The organism is Roseibium aggregatum (assembly GCF_017309185.1).
GTDB classification, from domain to species: domain Bacteria; phylum Pseudomonadota; class Alphaproteobacteria; order Rhizobiales; family Stappiaceae; genus Roseibium; species Roseibium aggregatum_B.
Window position 1 is genome coordinate 39,071 of the sequence record NZ_JAEKJZ010000004.1, and the last position, 19,384, is coordinate 58,454.

General features: G+C 61.3%; 13 protein-coding genes. 10 read left to right on the forward strand and 3 right to left on the reverse strand.

Annotation, left to right across the window (positions count from 1 at the left end; translation table 11 throughout):
• Nucleotides 1-76: 76 nt before the first annotated feature.
• Entirely contained in the window at nt 77-910 is an 834-nt protein-coding gene (locus tag JF539_RS17930; RefSeq protein ID WP_207142095.1) for a ferredoxin--NADP reductase, read from the reverse strand.
• 199 nt (nt 911-1,109) lie between these two features.
• Between JF539_RS17930 and JF539_RS17935 the strand changes: the two genes are divergently transcribed.
• The 4 genes from JF539_RS17935 to JF539_RS17950 all read left to right on the forward strand — a co-directional run bounded on the left by JF539_RS17935 (nt 1,110) and on the right by JF539_RS17950 (nt 8,543).
• Nucleotides 1,110-1,952 carry an FAD binding domain-containing protein gene (locus JF539_RS17935; RefSeq protein ID WP_207142096.1) on the forward strand — a complete coding sequence of 281 codons (843 nt, stop codon included), beginning with the start codon at nt 1,110-1,112 and terminating at the stop codon, nt 1,950-1,952.
• Nucleotides 1,953-1,955: 3 nt separating this feature from the next.
• On the forward strand, nt 1,956-4,694 hold the full coding sequence (locus JF539_RS17940; protein ID WP_207142097.1) for a molybdopterin-dependent oxidoreductase: 2,739 nt from the start codon (nt 1,956-1,958) through the stop codon (nt 4,692-4,694).
• Nucleotides 4,695-4,758: 64 nt separating this feature from the next.
• Complete coding sequence (locus JF539_RS17945) at nt 4,759-6,864, forward strand: hydantoinase/oxoprolinase family protein (protein ID WP_207142098.1); 2,106 nt, start codon at nt 4,759-4,761, stop codon at nt 6,862-6,864.
• A complete protein-coding gene (locus JF539_RS17950; protein WP_207142099.1) occupies nt 6,861-8,543 on the forward strand; it encodes a hydantoinase B/oxoprolinase family protein in 1,683 nt (560 codons plus the stop codon). Before JF539_RS17945 ends, JF539_RS17950 begins: the two co-directional genes overlap by 4 nt.
• Nucleotides 8,544-8,562: 19 nt before the next feature.
• Here JF539_RS17950 and JF539_RS17955 read toward each other — a convergent pair whose 3' ends face one another.
• Nucleotides 8,563-9,816, reverse strand: coding sequence for a glycosyltransferase (locus JF539_RS17955; protein ID WP_207142100.1), 1,254 nt, complete (start codon nt 9,814-9,816; stop codon nt 8,563-8,565).
• Between the two features lie 15 nt (nt 9,817-9,831).
• The gene (locus JF539_RS17960; protein ID WP_236042555.1) at nt 9,832-10,434 is read right to left on the reverse strand and encodes a MarR family winged helix-turn-helix transcriptional regulator; all 603 of its coding nucleotides are present in this window, start codon (nt 10,432-10,434) and stop codon (nt 9,832-9,834) included.
• A 273-nt stretch (nt 10,435-10,707) separates the two neighbouring features.
• Here JF539_RS17960 and JF539_RS17965 point away from each other — a divergent pair, with 273 nt between their 5' ends.
• The 6 genes from JF539_RS17965 to JF539_RS17990 all read left to right on the forward strand — a co-directional run bounded on the left by JF539_RS17965 (nt 10,708) and on the right by JF539_RS17990 (nt 19,371).
• Nucleotides 10,708-12,456 (forward strand): type I secretion system permease/ATPase, encoded by a 1,749-nt coding sequence (locus JF539_RS17965; RefSeq protein WP_207142101.1) that lies wholly within the window; start codon nt 10,708-10,710, stop codon nt 12,454-12,456.
• Nucleotides 12,453-13,835: an HlyD family type I secretion periplasmic adaptor subunit gene (locus JF539_RS17970; protein WP_209017404.1), complete on the forward strand. Its 1,383-nt coding sequence runs from the start codon at nt 12,453-12,455 to the stop codon at nt 13,833-13,835. The genes JF539_RS17965 and JF539_RS17970 overlap by 4 nt, the downstream gene beginning before the upstream one ends.
• 519 nt (nt 13,836-14,354) lie before the next feature.
• The gene (locus JF539_RS17975) at nt 14,355-14,957 is read left to right on the forward strand and encodes a calcium-binding protein (protein WP_207142102.1); all 603 of its coding nucleotides are present in this window, start codon (nt 14,355-14,357) and stop codon (nt 14,955-14,957) included.
• Nucleotides 14,958-15,059: 102 nt separating this feature from the next.
• Complete coding sequence (locus tag JF539_RS17980) at nt 15,060-17,270, forward strand: glycosyltransferase family 2 protein (RefSeq protein WP_207142103.1); 2,211 nt, start codon at nt 15,060-15,062, stop codon at nt 17,268-17,270.
• Complete coding sequence (locus tag JF539_RS17985) at nt 17,267-18,115, forward strand: class I SAM-dependent methyltransferase (protein ID WP_207142104.1); 849 nt, start codon at nt 17,267-17,269, stop codon at nt 18,113-18,115. The genes JF539_RS17980 and JF539_RS17985 overlap by 4 nt, the downstream gene beginning before the upstream one ends.
• The gene (locus JF539_RS17990; RefSeq protein WP_207142105.1) at nt 18,115-19,371 is read left to right on the forward strand and encodes a glycosyltransferase family 4 protein; all 1,257 of its coding nucleotides are present in this window, start codon (nt 18,115-18,117) and stop codon (nt 19,369-19,371) included. Before JF539_RS17985 ends, JF539_RS17990 begins: the two co-directional genes overlap by 1 nt.
• The last annotated feature ends 13 nt before the right edge of the window (nt 19,372-19,384 follow it).

The following is a 19,384-nucleotide window of genomic DNA, read 5'->3' on the forward strand; positions in this document are numbered from 1 at the left end:
ATTTTTCTGTCAATGGAGTTTGCGGTGCAAGATCGCTGAATTGGTGAGCAGTCTTGCCGCAAATCGCGTCACTTGATCAGTCGACAAACGCGCGTTCGACGACAAATTGCGCCGGCTTGTTGTTCGCGCCTTCCTCAAGGCCGTGGCTGAGGCAGAGCTCCTTGGTGTCCTTCAGCATGGCCATGGAACCGCAGATCATGGCCCGGTCGTCTTCCGGGGCCATTCTCGGCAGGCCCAGGTCGTCGAAAAGCTTGCCGCTGGAAATCAGGTCCGTCAGCCGCCCCTGCCGAGCGAAGTCCTCGCGGGTGACTGTCGTGTAGTGAAACAGCTTGTCGCCGACGAGCTCGCCGATGAGCGGGTCCTGAAAGAGGCCGGCGACGAGGTCCTCGCCGTATTTCAGCTCCGCGACGGTCCGGCAACCATGGGTCAGGATGATCTGGTCGAATTTATCATAGGTCTCCGGATCGCGGATCAGGCTGGCGAAAGGCGCGATGCCCGTGCCGGTGGAGAACATCCAGACCCTTTTCCCGGGCAGCAAAGCGTCGTTGACCAGGGTTCCGGTGGCCTTCTTGCGCATGAGCACGGTGTCGCCCGGCTGAATTTTCTGCAAATGCTCGGTCAAAGGGCCGTCCGGAACCTTGATGGAGTAGAACTCGAGTTCCTCGTCCCAGGCCGGGCTGGCGACCGAATAGGCCCGAAAGACCGGCTTTTCCGCGTTGGGGAGTCCGATCATGACGAACTCGCCGGAGCGGAACCGGAACTCCTGAGGGCGGCTCAGACGGAAGCGGAAAAGGGTGTCCGTATAGTGCTGCACTTCTTTTACGGTTAAGCTGTAGCAGCCCTTGGGAACGGGAAAGGGGGAGGGGTTTCCTGCCAGAATGGGCGTTTCGGCGTCGAGCGTCTCTGACATGTCATGAACTCCTGAGTTAGGCGCACGAGCGATCTCTGTCGCGAGAAATTTGTTAGCATACAAACGAATAATCTTTCAAAATGCAATGGAAAAGTGCGTGCATAAAACTTGAGCATGAAGTTCAATCTCATTGCTTGACAGATCCTGTTCATTCTGGATTTAATCGTTAGCATACAAATGAAATGCATTGAGGACGCCGATGCAATTCCACAGACCGGAAACGGTTGAACATGCTTTGAGCCTGATGGCCGATGGGTCCGTCAGCCTGCTTGCCGGAGGGACGGATTTCTTTCCTTCGCGCCAGGGGCAAACAGCGCGGGAGCCGGTTCTGGACCTCAGCCGGATCGCGGCCCTGAAAGGGATTGCGAAGGTTGGCGGGGTCTGGCGGATCGGCGCCACCACGACCTGGTCCGAGATCAAGAACGCCGCGCTTCCGCTTCAGTTCAAGGCTCTGCAGCTTGCGGCCGCGGAAGTCGGGTCGATCCAGATCCAGAACGCGGGTACGATCGCGGGCAACATCTGCAATGCCTCGCCTGCGGCGGACGGTGTTCCGCCGCTCCTGGCGATGGACGCGGCGGTGGAAGTCGCCGGTCCCGGAGGTGTCCGGACCGTGCCGGTCGCGGACTTCATCACCGGCGTGCGCAAAACGGCACTCGCGCCCGGGGAGATGGTCACTGCCATTCTCGTCCAGGATGCGCCGGACGGCCGGTCGGCATTCCTGAAACTGGGCGCGCGCCGGTATCTGGTGATTTCCATTGCCATGGTCGCGGCGGCCGTCGAATGTGCGGCGGACGGAGCTCTTGCGAAGGTGGCGGTTGCCGTGGGTTCGTGCTCTGCCGTCGCGCAGCGGATGGCTTCGCTTGAAAAGGGCCTGATCGGGACGGCGCCCGGCTCGGATGCGTTCATGGATCTTTTGTCCAAAGCCGAGCTTCCGGAACTCTCCCCGATCGACGATGTGCGCGGGTCCGCGGACTACCGGATGGATGTTGCCAAGACGCTCATTGGCCGTGCCATTGAACGTGCCTGCGAAGGGAGAGCTTGAGACATGGCGCTCACGGATTTGGAAGTGCAATCGGCCGTTGCTTTTGAGCTGAATGGCAAGCCGGTTGCCGTCGATGCCCCGCCGGCCGAGCGCCTGTCGTTTTCGCTGAGGGAAAGAGCTGGCAGCCTCGACGTGAAGGTCGGTTGCGACGCGGGCGATTGCGGGGCCTGCACGGTTCTCATCGACGGGGCGCCCGTGTGCGCCTGCACCACCGCGCTCGGCCAGGTCGAAGGGGCGAAGATCGAAACCCAGGCCGGGTTGTTCGCGGAAGATCCGGCGGCCCGGAGCCTCGCGGCTTCCTTCCAGCGTCATCAGGCCGCGCAATGCGGTATCTGCACACCCGGCATGATGGTCGCGGCGGTCGCTCTTTTGCGCGAGACGCCGAAGCCTAGCGAAGGTCAGGTCAAGGATGCGCTAGGCGGCGTCCTGTGCCGCTGCACCGGGTACCGGAAGATCGTCGACGCCGTCATGGATTGCGGTAATCCGGCCGAAAACCCGACCGGAGGCGTCGGTGCGCCGATGGCGAGGATCGACGGTCTTCCCAAAGTGACCGGCACCGAGCGGTTTGGCGACGATGTCGCGCCGGCGCATGCCCTGACCCTGAGGCTGGTCCGCTGCCCCCATCACCGGGCGGCCTTCGAGTTCGGCGATCTGGAGAGATACAAGCAGGAAAACGGACTGGATCTGATCCTGACCGAAAAGGATGTGCCCGGTGAAAACCGTTTCGGGGTCATCCCGGGGTTCGAAGACCAGCCGATGTTCGCCGTCAAGGAAACACGTTTCAAGAATGAGGCGGTCGCGGCGATCGTCGCACCGGCGGATGTGGTCAATGCTCTCGATCTGAGCCTGTTCCCGGTTGTCTACACGCCTCTCGATCATGCCCTCGTCCCCGATGAGGCCGCGTCCGTTCCGGATCTTCACAGCGGGCGGTCGGGCAATGTCATGTGCCGCGGCTTTGTCAAGCACGGCGACGCGGAAGAGGCGATGAAAACGGCGGCGGTCACGGCCGAGGGGCGGTTTTCGACGGGCTTTATCGAACATGGCTACATCGAGCCCGAAGCAGCGCTTGCCGTGCGTGTCGGCGACCGGCTGGAAGTGCGCTGCTGCACTCAGGCCCCGGTCATGAACAAGGAGGGGCTTGCCGGTCTTCTGGGGCTCGCCCAGGACAGTATTCGCGTGATACCGACCGCGGTCGGCGGCGGTTTCGGGTCGAAACTCGATCTTACGGCACAGCCCTATGTGGCGCTCGCAGCCTGGATCCTGAACAAGCCCGTGCGTGTCACCTACAGCCGGACGGAATCCATCTCCACATCCACCAAGAGGCATCCGTCCGACATAACCATGCGGATCGGCGCGGATGCCGAGGGCAACATCGTTGCCGCCGAATTCGACGGCGTTTTCAACACCGGAGCCTATGCGAGCTGGGGGCCGACCGTCGCAAACCGCGTGCCGATCCATGCGTCCGGTCCCTACAAGACCCCGAATTATCTGGCCCGCAGCGCGGGAATCCACACCAACACCGCACCGTCCGGCGCGTTCCGCGGGTTCGGGGTGCCGCAATCGGCGCTCGCCCAGGAGCCGCTTTATGACGATCTGGCCGATGCGCTCGGCATGGACCGACTCGCGTTCCGGCGAAAAAATGCCCTGCGCAACGGCGATCCGACCGTTACCGGGCAGGTGTTCGAAAAGGGGATGGGGATCCTTGAGTGTTTCGATGCGTTGCAGCCGCATTGGAACCGTGCCCTGGCAGAAGCCGAGGCCGCCAATGCCAAGGGCGGCCCGGTCCGCCGGGGTGTCGGTGTGGCCGGCGGCTGGTACGGCTGCGGCAACACCTCCATGTCCAACCCGTCGACCATCCGCGCCGGGGTGACGCGGGAGGGCCGGATCGTCCTGCACCAGGGCGCGACCGACATCGGGCAGGGCTCGAACACGGTCATCACCCAGATTTTCGCCACGGCGCTGGGCGTTCCGGTCGAGCGGATTGAACTCGTCGGTCCCGATACGGATCTCACCCCGGATGCGGGCAAGACCTCGGCCAGCCGTCAGACCTTCATCACCGGCAACGCTGCCCGGCTTGCCGGAGAGGCCTTGCGTGCGCGTATCCTACGGCTGGCGAATGTGTCGGACCAGGCGGAGATCCTGCCGGGAGACGGCGTTCTTTCTGTAAAAGACACGGATGGCGCGCGGGAGATACGGCTTGTGGACCTTCCCGCGGACAACAGCACTTATGTGCTCGAAACGGTGGAATCCTACGACCCGCCCACAAAGCCGCTGGATGAAAACGGTCAGGGCGTTCCTTATGCGATTTTCGGCACCACGGCCCAGATGGCCGAGCTCGAGGTCGATGTTGAACTCGGGACGGTCCGGCTTCTGAAGATCACTGCCGCCCACGATGTCGGCAAGGCGATCAACCCGCTTCTGGTGGAAGGGCAGGTTCAAGGGGGCGTCGCGCAAGGGATCGGTCTTGCGCTGATGGAGGAGTTTCTTCCCGGCCGCACGGAAAACCTGCACGACTATCTCATCCCGACCGTCGGCGACGTGCCGCCCATCGAGACGCTTATCCTGGAAACAGGGGACGAACATGGCCCCTATGGCGCCAAGGGGCTGGGTGAACACTGCCTGATTCCGACCGCGCCGGCCGTGATCAATGCCATCAAGGACGCCTGCGGCGCCCGGGTGGCCCATCTGCCCGCGACCCCGGACAAGATCCGGGCCGCGATCAAAGCCAAATCGAAAGACTGAATTGAGACACCGCGGCCGCTCCCCTGGCCGCACGCCTCCGACATTGCCGCGAGTAACAGCAGACATGAATGTGACCCCATCGATCGACAACGCCCCGCAAGAGGGCGATCCTGTGCGAAACGTCGAGACGTCCAATGTCGCCGGTGTCGATGTCGGAGGTACCTTTACCGATCTCGTGCTCTATGACGCACGGTCGAAGGCCGTGCGTCTGGCCAAGACCCCGACCACGCTGGACAACCAGGCCATCGGCGTCCTGAAGGCGCTCGAGATGGCCGACACGGACCTTGCCACCCTGGACCTGATCGTGCACGGCACGACGACCACGACCAACGCCGTGCTCGAACGCAAGATGTGCAAGACCGGCCTGATCACGACCGCAGGGTTCCGGGATATTCTGGAACTCGGCCGCAGGACGCGGCCGAATCCTTATGGCATGAAGGGGGAGTTTGTTCCCGTAATCCCGCGCGACCTGCGCCTGGAAGTGTCCGAGCGCCTCTATGCCGATGGCACGGTCTACAAGGAGCTGGACGAAGACGCTTTGAAAGCGGCGCTGAAGGCTCTCATCGACAAGGGCTGCGAGGCGCTGGTTATCCACTTCCTCCATTCCTATGCCAATCCGGCCCATGAATTGCGCGCGGGCGAAATCGCGCGGGAGATCTGGCCGAACGAGAACATCACACTCGGCCACGCGCTGCTGTCCGAAAGCCGCGAATTCGAGCGTGGCGTGACGGCGGCGATCAATGCCTCCGTCCAGCCGCTGCTGCGCCGCTATGTCGAGCGGCTCGCCGATCAGCTTGCCGACAAGGGGTACCTGCACGACGTTCTGGTCATGAACGGCAACGGCGGCATGGTGTCGGCGCGACGGGTGTCGGTCGAAGCCGCCAAGACCGTCATGTCCGGTCCGGCCTCCGGTGTCATGGCGGCCGCCTATACCGGCCGGCGGGCGGGCATTCCCAATCTCCTGACCTACGACATGGGCGGCACCTCCACGGATGTGGCCCTGATCCGGAACGCGGAACCGGCCGTTTCCAACGAGATCGAGATCGAATACGCCATGCCGATCCACGTCCCCATGGTGGATGTGCGCACGGTTGGCGCGGGCGGTGGATCGATTGCCAAGATCACCGAAGCCGGTTTGCTGCAGGTGGGGCCGGAAAGTGCCGGGTCCACGCCGGGCCCGATCTGCTATGGGCGCGGCGGCACGGAACCGACGATCTCCGACGCCAATCTTCTGCTTGGCCGGATGAATCCGGAAAAGCTGAACGCGGCTTCCGCGAAGGTGTCTCTTGCGGATATCGAGAAGGTTTTCGAGGAGCGGCTGGGTGCGCCGCTGGGCGTGAGCGCACAGGAGGCGGCGGCCGCGGTGTTGCGCATTGCCAATACCCGCATGGCGGATGCCGTCCGGATGGTTTCCATCAGTCTTGGCGAGGACCCGCGCGACTATGCCCTGTTCGCCTTCGGTGGCGCCGGGCCGCTGCATGCCACGGCGATCGCGCGCGAACTGGCTGTCCCGAAAGTGCTGGTGCCGTCGCGGCCCGGAATTACCAACGCGCTCGGTTGTGTGGTTGCCGATCTCCGGCACGACTACGTCAACACCGTGAACAAGCCGCTCAGCCAGCTGGATATCGCCCAGGTTCATGCGCTTTTCGATCAGCAGGCGGGCGACGGCCGGGCCCTGATCGAAAAGGAAAAGGTCGAGATCGAGGATCTGAAGGAGATCTATTCGGTCGACATGCAGTTCCAGGGGCAGACCCATCTGCTACGTGTGCCCCTGCCCGGACCGCGTCCGAGCGTCGAGGATTTGCAGGCATTGTTCGAAAAGGCCTATTTCGCCCGCTTCCGGGTCGAGCTGCCGGAAATCAAGGCGACCCTCGTCAACGTCAACTGTTCGGTGATCGGGCGGCGGGCGGAGGTCGACCTGTCGCTGCTGATCGATCCGAAGGGGCGCAAGGCTACTCTTGAAGAGGCGCGGGCGGGCACCCGCCAGGTCTGGTTCGACGGTCCGGTGGAGACCCCGATCTACTGGCGCGATCACCTGCCGCTCGACGCGGAGATTTCCGGGCCGGCGATCGTCGAGCAGATGGACACGACGATCGTGATCGACCCGGGCGACAAGGCGGTTCAGGACGCGGACGGCAATATCATCATCGAACTGGGAGCCGGCGCATGACCATCGATCCGATTACCTTGAGCGTCATCCAGTCCGGTCTGCAGCAGGTCTGCGACGAGATGGATCTGAGTTTTTCCCGCGCCGCCTTTTCGCCGGTGATCGCCGAGGCCAACGACCGCTCCGACGGTATTTATTCCGCGGTCGACGGCTCGCTGATCGCGCAGGGTGCGCAAGGGTTGCCGGTCTTTGTCGGCACCATGCAGTATTCCACAAGGACGCTGATCGAGATGATCGGCGACGGCCGCGTCGCGGCTCCGAAGCCGGGCGACATCTATATCGTCAACGATCCCTATCTCGGCGGTACGCATCTGATGGATGTCCGCTTTGCCATGCCGTTTTACCGCGACGGCGAGATCTTCTGCTGGCTGTCCAACACGGGGCACTGGCCGGATACGGGCGGGGCCGTGCCGGGCGGATTTTCGGCGTCGGCCACCTCCGTTGAGCAGGAAGGTCTGCGGTTGCCGCCGGTGCGGCTCTTCAAGGAAGGCAAGCTGGACGAGGAGATCTACTCCATCATCTGCTCCAACATTCGTGTGGCGGAGCAGCGGATCGGCGACGTGAAGGCCCAGGCCGCCGCGCTCCTGGTCGGCGAGGAGCGATTGAACCGGATCCTCGACCGTTACGGCGACGATGTGGTGCGCGAAGCCATTTCGGAACTGCGTCACCGGGCCGCCGACCAGATGCGGGCCAATTGCCGGCTGATCCCGGAGGGCACCTACCGCTCGGTCGCCTACGTCGACAGTGACGGTGTGGTCAACGAGCCGCTCGAAATCCGGCTGGCGATCATCGCGAAGGACGGCGAGCTGACCTTCGATTTCACAGGGTCCTCGAAACCCTGCATGGGGCCGATGAATTCGGTTCTGGCCACCACCCTGTCGTCCGTTTACCTGGCCATGCGCCACATCTTCCCGGACGTCCCAATCAGCGCCGGGGCCTTCGAGCCTCTGACCGTTCTGCGGCCCGAAGGAACGTTTCTCGATGCGCATTATCCCCGTCCGGTCTCGGGCTGCGCGGCGGAAGTCAGCCAGCGGATCGCGGAAGCGGTCTTCGCGGCGCTGGTGGAAGCTTTGCCAGACCGGGTAACGGCGGCGCCCGCGGGCAGTTCGGGCAACTTCGCGCTCGGCGGTCACGATCCGGCGCGCAACCGGGGCTTCGTCATGTATCAGATTTCCGGTGGCGGCTACGGTGGCAATCAGGACCACGACGGCCTGTCGAACGGCTGTTCGACCATCGGCATTTCGAAAGCCCCACCGGTGGAAATCATGGAGCAGCAGTTTCCGGTTCTCTATCACCGCTATGCGTTGCGCGAGGGTTCAGGCGGCGCGGGCAAGCATCGCGGCGGATTCGGGCTCGACTATGAGATCGAGCTGTTGCGAGGCCATGCGACGGCGAGCTTCGTCATGGACCACGGCCGCTTCGGGCCTCAAGGCGCGCTTGGCGGCAAGGATGGCCTGCCCAACTCCGTTCGCGTCACCCAGGGGGGGGAGGAGGTCATTCCGGAACATCTGTCGAAGGCTCAGGACATTCCGCTTCAGCCCGGAGACCGGGTGCGTGTCGGAACCCCCGGTGGGGGCGGTTACGGCAAGCCGGAAGACCGCGATCCGAAACTGATCGACGAAGATATCCGCCTTGGACGCTACACGGCGGAACAGGCCGGAGCGTTGTTCGGGCGCACGTGATCACGAGACTGCCTGTCGGTCATGGAAACTGAACCTGTGAGGCTTTCCCGTCGGATCGCGATCCTCTCGCGATGATCTTCTGAAGGAACGTCTGCAGGCGCAAAACGCAATCCGTCAGCTCGAAGCGGGTCTGGACGGTTTGCCGCGCGGTGGCGCGCATGGTCTGCTGGGCCTCCGGCCTCTCAAGCATATCCTCAATTCTTGCAGCGATTTGTTCCACGTCCTGAAAGTCTGCCAGGAGGCCGTTTTTTCCGTGGGCGATCACTTCCTGAACCGGTGCGGTGCGCGATCCGACAATGGGCGCGCCGCAGGCCATCGCCTCCAGCAGCGACCACGACAGCACGAAGGGATAGGTCAGGTAGACATGGGCCGCTGTGACCTGGAACAGGCGGATGAGGTCCTTGTGCGGGATCTGCCCCAGAAAATGGATACGGTCGGGAGCCAGCCCTGTTTCCTCAAGCAGAACCTTCCGCCAACTGGTGCCTTCCCCGGCGGACTGCCCGTAACTGACGCCGTCGCCGCCGGCAACGACGAAGCGTACCGACGGGTTGTGTTCGGCGACCATTGCGGCCGCGCGCATGAATTGCGGAAACCCCCGATAGGGCTCCAGATCTCTTGCGGCGAATGTGACAACGGGATCGCCGGCCGTGAGCAGGGTTCCGTCCGCGAGACGGAAGGTCGCCAGCGGATCGGGACGGGCCCGGTGGCAGTCAATGCCTTCGTGATGAACGAGGATTTTCGACCGATAGGCTTCAGGGTAACGGCTTTTCTGCCAGGCGGTCGGGCTGATGCCACAGTCCACCTGGTCCAGCGCAGTCAGTTGAACCGCGTTGCGCAGACGGATGGTCTGGCGTTGCTGAAGCGTCTCGGTTTCGCCAGGCTCGAACCCGACGTCGCCGCTCTTGGGCTGGAAATAATACTCGCAGTAGCCGATGGCGGGCGTATCCGGCAGGACGTCCTTTATGAACGACATGCCGCCCCAGGCGGTGTGGCCCATGACGAGATCCGGTTTGCGTCCGCTGAAGTTCATACGGTTGAGGATCGCGGCGACCCGGCGCCCGGCCTCGATATAGGGTATGGATTTCGCCCCCTTTTGCACGCCGGCGGCCTGGCTGTTGCCACCGGTATCTGCGTAGCGGAGCACTCTGAGGCCGGGAACCGGCCGGTCAATCGTTTCGCAAATGAGAGTGACAGTCCAGCCTTCAGCGATCAGGCGCCGGGCAATGTGAACAAACTGCCCGGGCCCGTGCCTGTGCACGAACACGATGTGCATCGGTTTCGCCCGCGCTTAAAAGCCGTTTGTGACCGGCCGAGTGGTATGCTGCTGGATGTCCGTCGCCCAGACGACTTCAAGCCTGCGCAGCATCGAGATCGTTTCTTCAAGAGCTCGCCGGTCCTGCTCGCTCCTGACGATCTGGTTCTGGTTCACCTCGTCCGCGGAGGTGATCGCCTTGCAGAGCTGCTTGCCCTTGTCGGTGAGCCGGATACGGGCGGACCGCCGGTCGCGCGCGGATGCGGATCGGTCGACATAGCCTGACTGAACCAGTTGCTTGAGACTGTAGGAGGCGTTGGACCCAAGGTAATGACCGCGGTCCATCAGATCCCTGACGGAAAGGTCATCGTCTCCAATGGTGAACAAGAGCATTGCATGGGAGGGTGAGATGTCGTCGGCGCCTATTCTGCTCAGGTCTACACGCAGACGGTCGAGGTAACGGCGGTACATTCGCTCGATAACCCTGACGAGTTCAAAGTGACTTCCCGGTGAGAAGGCGTTTGTGTCGGAGTGAGTTCTGTCGCCCCTCGTTTTCAGCTCGGTGGTTTCTATCATAGGTTCAGTGGTGCTGATGTGCACGCTTGAAGAGAACGCTGCCTCGTCGAAGACTTTGTGCATGTGCCCCTAACTCCCGCCAATTTTCGAATTAAATTCGAAATAATTTCATCCTGCATCTCTCCATTGTCTTCGCACCTGTATGCATTAGCTGCTTACAATTTTATTTTTTTCTGGGTTGAAATCGTTTGTCACAATTAAAACCCAAACTTCACTCAATTTAGTCTATAACGCATGAAAAATGCTAGGGAAAAGATGTGACTTTTTCTGGGCAAGTACTGATTTTTTTCGCACCTGCGAACGCATCTTTGGGTTGAGAATTTGGAGTTGTCTTGAATGGCAGGACGTAGTGAGAAGGCTGTAACTGACCCGTTACGGCTGGTGCGGGAAGCCCGTAAGACCTTTGCAACTGGGCTGATCTCTGCCGGGATCCTGAGTGGCATCGTCACGCTTCTTCAGATGATCGTTCCGCTTTTCATGCTGCAGGTCCACGACCGGGTGCTGAACAGCCGCAGTCTCGATACGCTTACCATGCTTGTCATTATTGCCGGTGGCGGATTGGCGCTTTTCGCGATTCTCGAATTCATCCGGAGCCAGATTTTCCAGGTCATGGGAACGCAGCTGGTCCGGAATCTGAATGTGATGGCGATCGAGGCCGGTGTGAAGGCGTCACTTGAAAAGGGTGGATCCCTTGCCGCGGAAGTGCTTCGCGACCTCAACGATTTGCGCTCCTTCATCACCAGCAACGCAATCAGTGCGCCTCTGGAGGCGGTCTGGGTTCCCTTGTTCCTTCTGGTGCTGATGGCCATGCATCCCTACTACGGGATTCTGGCCGTGATCTCGGCGGTCATCCTGATCGGGCTTAATCTCGTCTCCGACATGACCACCCGGTCTCTACTCAAGGAAGCCAACCGGGCGAATGTGGAAAACATCGCGACCATATCCTCCACGCTGCGCCACGCGGAGACCATCGAGGCCATGGGGATCATGCCGGCGCTGACCCGGCGCTGGCGCAAGGGGCAGATTCACGCCAACGAACTCATGGCGCAGGGAAACGCGCGTGGAAAGGCGATCCATGCCCTGACCAGAAGCTTGAGGTTCGGTATGCAGATTTCCGTGCTCGCTCTCGGCGCGGATCTGGTCATCAAGGGAGAAGTGTCCGCGGGCACCATGATCGCGGCCAGCATCCTGACCGGGCGTCTGCTGATGCCGTTCGACAACATGACGGAAAACTGGCGTCAATGGGTGTTCGCCGCCACCGCCTGGGGGCGGGTCCGGGACGTTATCGAAAACCATTCCTCGATCCGCCAGACCGTTCCGACACCGCCCAGTCAGGGGCAGCTCATGGTCGACCGGCTCGTGTTCGCGGTTCCCGGAGCGCCGGTTCCCGTCATCAAGGGCATTTCCTTCACGCTCGAACCTGGGGACGTGCTTGGCATTGTCGGCCCATCCGCGGCAGGCAAGTCCACGCTGGCCCGATTGCTTGTGGGCGCGTTGCAGCCGACGACGGGCGGTGTCTTCCTGGACGGCCATAATGTCTATCTGTGGGAGCGCGCTTCGTTCGGCGCCATGGTCGGATACCTGCCGCAGTCGGTGTCCCTGCTGGACGGGACGGTGCGGGAAAACATTTCGCGCATGTACGATGCGGACCCTCAGATGGTCATCAGCGCGGCGCGCGCGGCGGGTGTTCACGAGATGATCGGGCGGATGCCGCTCGGCTACGACACACCCGTGGGCGACACCAAATACACGCTCTCCGGCGGGCAGAAGCAACGGGTCGCGCTTGCGCGCGCCTTGTTCGGCAGTCCGCGGCTCTTGGTGCTCGACGAACCGAACGCCAATCTCGACACGGAAGGTGAAGTGGCCCTGGTGCGGGCGATCAAAAGCGCCAAGGCGAGTGGTGCGATCGTGGTGGTGATAGCCCACCGGCCCGCGATCATGGAGGCAGCCGACAAGATCCTCGTGCTGGAAGACGGCCGGATCGGTCAGTTCGGGGACAGGACAGAAGTCGTCAGCAATATCTCAGGCCGGCTTCCCGCGCCGGCGCCCAAAACCGGAATTGCCTCCAAGGGAGAAGTCGCATGACTGGCCGAACGGGAAACCAGGTGGGGGCGCCGCTTCCAGGGCACGCCGACCATGGGACGCCTTACTGGATGGTGCCGCAAAACGACATGGACGAAAAGGAACCTGATCTGCGGCGGCCGTTGATCGCGGCGGTCGTTGCGGTCGTTGTCGGTTTCGGCGGTTTCCTGCTCTGGGGTTTCACGGCCGATCTCGACAGCGCGGCGGTCGCGACCGGCAAGGTGATCGTCGACAGCAAGCGCAAGACCATCAGCCATCTCGAAGGCGGAATTCTGCGAGGCCTGCTCGTACAGGAAGGGGACTTTGTCGATGCCGGCCAGCCGTTGGTCGAACTCGACGATACCCGGGCGCGCGCGGATCTGGCCCAGCTTCGCGGAAAACGGATAAGTCTCATGGCAAAGCTTGCCAGGCTGCGTGCGGAACGCGACCTCAAGGAGGAACTCGTCATGCCGGACGAGCTTCTCAAGGGAGGCAATCCGTCGGCCGCGGATGTGGTGGCGGCGGAGCAGCGCTTTTTCGAAAAGCGACGCGAGGTTTACGAGGGAAAGATCGCCTATCAGAAAAAAGAGATCGAGCAATACGACGCCCAGATCGAAGCGAACAAGGCGCAGCTTGAGGCCACGAAGGAGCGGCAGTCTCTGCTGAAGGAGCGGGTCGAGGCGCTGAGCGGCCTGGAGGAGAAAGGCTACACTTCCAAGGCGATTCTCAGCGAAGCGCAGCTTGAGTTGAACGAAATGATCGGCGACGGCGGCGAGTACGCGGCGGAAATGGCGCGTGCGGAAAGGGCGAAGCAGGGGGCCGAGGTCGCCCTGTTGCAGGCGGAGCAGGAGTGGCAAAGCGATATCGCAAGCGAGATCCTTCAGGCGCAGCTCGAGTTGAACATCACCAACGAACAGATCATTTCCGCAAAGGACGTCCTTGACCGTCTCGTTGTGCATTCGCCGCAAGCGGGGATCGTCTATAACATCGAAATGCGGACACCGGGCGGTGTCATCGAGCCCGGCAAGGCGATCATGGACATTGTCCCGCGCGATGAGAAAATGCTTGTCGAAGTGAAGATGAACCTTGAGGACATCGACACGGTGCGCGCGGGCGCGGAGGCCAGGATCAGGCTGACGGCATACGACAAGAAGAGCACCAGCCCCCTCGAAGGCAAGGTGACCTACGTCGCGGCCGACCAGACTGTGGATGAGCAGACCCAGGCAGCCTATTACGTGGTGCGTGCGGAGGTGGCCAAGGAGGCTCTGGAAAACAATCCGACGATCACGCTCTATCCTGGCATGCCGGCAGACGTTCTCATCGTTCGCCGGGCCAGAAAGGCGATGGAATATCTTCTCGAGCCGATCACCGAAAGCTTCAACCGGGCTTTCCGGGAGGACTGATACCGGCATTCGGAGTGTTTTTTCTTCGCTCATGCCGGCGGCCGGGGAACGTTCTTCTTACGTTGAGTTCTGCAACTTTAACGTTTTCCGGGGGAAGTAGTCTTCGGGCTTTGCTGCTCTGCACCATTTTCCGGAATTTCGGATCGTTCGCTCAGCCTTTCGCTAATGTTTCAGCGTCGAATTCCTAGTCTGATGATTTCATTGCAGAAATAACGACATGCTAAGCTTATGAAAATTTTAAATAAATTGAAAATTAGGACGTGTTATCGGTAAATTGCATCGAAATTCGATTTAATACGCAAATAATAAGAATGTACTTTTTCTGCGTATAGCAAATACTATTTGATAAAATTGTTCGTTGACATAATATTGCCAAAAAAAATCCTCTAATAATCCCTTTGAATATGGAAATTATTGTGTAATGGTTTTCTTGCAGCGCGAAAATCGGGGGATTGTGCGGTGCGGCACTCGGGTGTTTCCGGGGCGATGTTTATGTGAGGCGAACTTCAGGAGTTAACTATGGCCACAATCGAAGGTAGTTCCTATTCCGATTTCCTACAGGGTACGAGCGCCCAGGATTTCATCTTCGGACTCGGTAATCCCGATATTGTTCTCGGCAATGACGGGGACGATTTTCTGTTCGGCGGCAAGGGCAGCGATCTGATCAGCGGCGGAGAAGGGTCCGACAAGATCTTTGGCGGCGAAGGCGACGACGTCATTCTCGGCGAGAACGGCAGCGACATCATTTTCGGCGGTTCCGGTGAAGACTACATCTCCGGCGGTGACGGCGGGGACATCATCCTCGGCGGCAGCGGGACGGACATCATCGACGGCGGTGCCGGCAACGACGTGATGTTCGGCGGTGACGATCACGACGTGTTCGTGTTCTCCGGCGGCGGCGGCAACGACGTCATCATGGACTTCCAGGTTGGCGATCTGGTGCAGATTTCCGCGAACATCAACGAAACCGGTGTCGAAAGCGCGGCCGACGTGGCAGCCCGTGCGACCCAGGTTGGCAACAACACCGTTATCGATCTGGGCAATGGGGACACCCTCACGCTCAACAATGTCGATGCGGACGACCTTCAGGACAATCCTGACGGATACATCGTCGTCAGCTAAGGCTGATGCTTCTTTTCCCGGGCGTTCTCTGTTCCCCAGAATGCCCGGGAGGGAATACCGGCCCGCCAGGCGGGCCCTGTCTCTACTTAACGAAGTGCGAATATGCTCGAAGCCCTGGGCAATCAGGCTGAGGCGTCCTTTGACGCACCGCAGTTTTTTCAACTGACCCCCGACGCTTTTCTGGTCGTGTGGGAGCCGCCGCACGCAGTGAACGCCGCGCCACGCCTCGAAGAGACTTCCGGTCAGCGCTTTGCTTCCCTGGCAAGCGTCAGGCTTGCACGGCTGGACGGGCGGTCGCGCATCGTCTGGTGTCTTGCCCTGAAGGAGAAGGCCAGGCTTGACCTCAAAATGAATGCCGGGGCTATCGGTTCCGGCGCGGCGCTGAGCGTCGACACCGGTCAGCCGGTCGCTTCCGTAGACCCCTATGCCCTGACACAGAACCTCAGTCAAAATGCCTGTGCCGTGCTGGTGACGACCATGCTGAACACCTGGGCCAGCATGTTCAGACTTGGGCGGTCGCGCAGTTTTTCCGGATTCGCGCTCGAGCTTCTGCGGTCCGTCAACGATTCGCCGCCGGTTGCCGACTGCGTCGCGACGGTTGGCCAGACGCGTATTTTCGAAACTCTTCTGAACAGCGAGTGCACCGACATCGCCTCCGTCGTGCTGGTCGGGGATTTCGGCATCAAGCGTTTGTCGGGCGATACCTGCAATGTCCTGCACAACAACGGAAAGAACCGTCTGTTCCTCGGTACCGCGGAAAGCGACCGGTCTCCCGATGGCGGGTTTCTGGTTCTGTCCGGTCCCTGGGGGCTTGCGATCCGCCGGGTGCAAGCGGAAAACTCCGCCCGGTCGCTCGGGGCCTGGTGGGCGGTCAACGGCCGCAAGCTCCCGGACGTCCGCGACTTCCTGATCTCGCGGTTCGGGCGGGAATCCCAGGCCAGCCGCGCCGCGGTGCTCGATCTGCAACAGGCCGAACCGCTGCCGGCGAAACGGCATGGAACGCTGAGCGATGCGACGCCCTTCTGCGCCATCGAAACGGCGCTTGCCGGGGCTTCCGGCGTGCTTGCCGGTGGCTGGCTCCGGGATACCGGCGGCAGCTATGTGGGACTGGATCTCCTGACGGGGACGGGCGATGCGGTGCCGCTCGACCTGCACCAGTTCGACGGTGTCCTGCCGGAGGCTCAGGGAGGGTATGCCATCAAACGGTTCGTCGCCTTCGCGGAGACGGGTCCCGCCTTGCAGCACCACTTGCAGCCACGCTTCGAACTCAAGCTTGCTTCAGGCGAACGGGAGCTTCTCGTGCCGCCGCCGCAGCCGCACGATCCGGCAGGGGTGCGGGCAAAGGCCCTCTCCGTAATTCCGCCGCGCTACGCAACGGACAAGGTGATGGAGGCCTGCCTGTCCAGGCCTCTGGCGGAGATGCAGGAAAACTTCATGAAGTCGGTCGGCAAGACCTCCGAACTCGGTTTCGGAGACCCCGCCGGAAACCCCACCGTTTCACTGGTCATTCCGCTCTACAAGGTCTTCGAGTTCATCAAGGCTCAGCTGGCGGCATTCGCAACGGACCCCTGGTTCTGTGAAAACGCGGAAGTCATTTACGTCCTCGATTCCCCCGAACAAGTCACCCATGTCGAGGATATCCTGGGCGGATTCCATCTGCTTTACGGCCTGCCTGTACGGCTGGTCGTCATGGAACGCAACGGCGGCTACGCGCTTGCCTGCAACGCGGGTGCCGCGCAGGCGCGCGGACGCTATCTGGCGATGCTCAATTCCGACGTGGTGCCCGTTGAAGCGGGTTGGCTCGAGCAGTTGTGCGCCTGTCTCATGATGGATGAACAGGTCGGTGCGGTGGGCGCCAAGCTGCTTTACGCGGACAACGCCATTCAGCATGCCGGCCTGAAGTTCATTCAGGACGAAAAGGGACGCTGGTTCAACCATCATTATTACAAGGGGTTTCCAAGGCATTTTCCGCTCGCCGGAACCTCGCGGGAGGTGCCGGGGGTGACCGGAGCATGCCTGATCCTCGCCAAGGACGATTTCGACGCGGTCGGAGGGTTTTCGACCGAGTATATCGTGGGGGACTACGAGGATAGCGATCTTTGTCTCAAGATCAGAAAGCTGAACCGCAAGATCTATTATCTGGGCGATGCCGAACTCTATCACTTCGAAAGAGTGTCCATCAAAAACAACGATGACTACACGCGCGGCGTGGCGTCGCAATACAATCGTTGGCTTCATCAGACCAGGTGGGAAGGGGATATGGCCGCCTTGATGTCCGCGGCCACGGCGCGCGAGGGATTGCTGGCATCATGAACTCACCGGTTTTCATCAAGGACAAGGTCAGCATGAAAACGGTTCCGGTCAGCCCGGAACGGATCGCCGATCTGCAGAAACTGATCAGGCGGAATCGCTTTCTGCCGGTACCGTCTCAGGAAGACATCTTCGTCGGAGACGGCGACTATCTGGCTATCGGAACGGAGTTCCTGGGTCACTTCATCGAACTTGGCGGTTTGCGCGAAAATGAACGCGTGCTCGATATCGGCTGTGGAATCGGCCGGATGGCGGTGCCGCTGACCCAATATCTGGATCCTGAAACGGCGCAATATGCCGGCATCGATCCGGCGTCGTCCGGCATCAACTGGTGCACGCGCAACATCGGATCGGTCTATCCCAATTTCCGCTTCACGCATCTCGACATCGCAAACGGTCTCTACAATCCGGGAGGGCACATCCGGGGAACGGATATTTCCCTGCCGTTCGCGAACGGGTCCTTCGACTTCGCCATCATGACCTCGGTCGTGACGCATCTTCCGCCGCAGGAAATCCGGCCCTACTTCAAGGAAGTCTCGCGGCTTCTCGATCTGGGCGGCCGCCTGTTCCTGTCCGCTTTCGTCATGGACAAGCAACCGGAGCGGAAAGACGGGCAGCCGCCGCCGCGCATCGTCTTCCAGCGGGCCGGAAACAGCCCGGCCTGGTGTGCGGATCTGCGCACGCCGCTTTCCGCGGTCGCCTTCGACGACGGCTTCCTGGACGAAGCGCTGAAGGTCAACGGGTTCGAGATTACCCTCAAAAGGCTCGGCCACTGGCGGGGCGGGACGGAGAGCCGCAACTATCAGGACTTTTTCGTCGCGGTGAAGACGGCGCGGGGGAGCGATTGATGCGGATCCTGGTCTTTGCCCACAACCATCCGGATCTTCACCCCGGCGGAACGGAAACGGTGGCGCTGGACCTCGCGCGTGCCTACCGTCAGGCGGGCCACCAGGCGCTTTTTGTCGGAGCCACAAATCAGCTGCACCGGCAGCCGCATCCGGGAACGAGTTTTCAGGCGATCAGCGACCGGGGCGACGAACTCCTGATGTGGGCCGGGCATTTCGACCGGTTCAACATGAGTCAGATCGATTTAAGGGCCTTTGTTCCGGATCTGCTTACGCTTCTGGAAAATTTCCGGCCCGACGTCGTCCATATTCATCACCTGCTCCTGTTTGGAGTTGAGCTTCCGGTCCTGATCCGCCGGGTTTTGCCGGATGTCCGGATCGTGATGACCCTGCACGACTATTACGCGATCTGCGCCAATGACGGCGTGCTGATGGAAAGTCCGGACGAGCCTTGCGCGGCTTTGGGGCATGGCGGCTTGTGCAGGTGCCTTGGCGATGCCAAGCCGAACGATGTTCGCTTGCGGGAACGGTTCATCAAGACCCATCTGGCCGCGATAGACACTTTCGTTTCGCCAAGCGCTTTCCTGCGCGATGTCTATATCCGCTGGGGGCTTGCCGCCGACAAGATCAAGCTGATCGCAAACGGAAGGCCCGACGTGACCCCGGCTTCGATGCGGTCCGGGAAGGACGAGCCTCGGAACGTTTTCGGTTACTTCGGCAATCTGACTCCCTGGAAGGGCATAGAGGTTCTTCTTCAGGCTGCCAGGCTGATGCGCGAAAGGGAGATCGATTTCGAACTCCGCGTGCATGGCGGCGCGCCGTTTCAGGATCCGGCCTTCATCGAGCGTATCGACAAGCTCTTCGAGGAGTTGTCGCCCGAAGTCATTCGTCTTGGCGCTTACAAGCCCGCGGACGTTCCGGACCTGATGGCGCCGGTCGATTGGGTCGTGGTGCCGTCGGTCTGGTGGGAAAATGCCCCGCTGGTTATCGCAGAAGCGCGGCAGCACGGGCGCCCGGTGATCGTCAGCGGTGTCGGCGGCATGGCGGAAGCGGTGCGGGACAGGACCGACGGGTTGCACGCGCGCAGGAATGACCCGGCGAGCTTCGCCGCAGTTATGGCGGAGGCCGCGAGCGACACGAAACTTTGCTCGACGCTTTCCGCCAATACGCGCAAGCCCCCCTCTGCGGCGGCAGTTGCCGAGCAGTATCTGCGCCTGTTTGAGGAGCGGGGTGAAACCGCGCGCGATCCGGCGGCCTAGGCAGCCCCTGAAA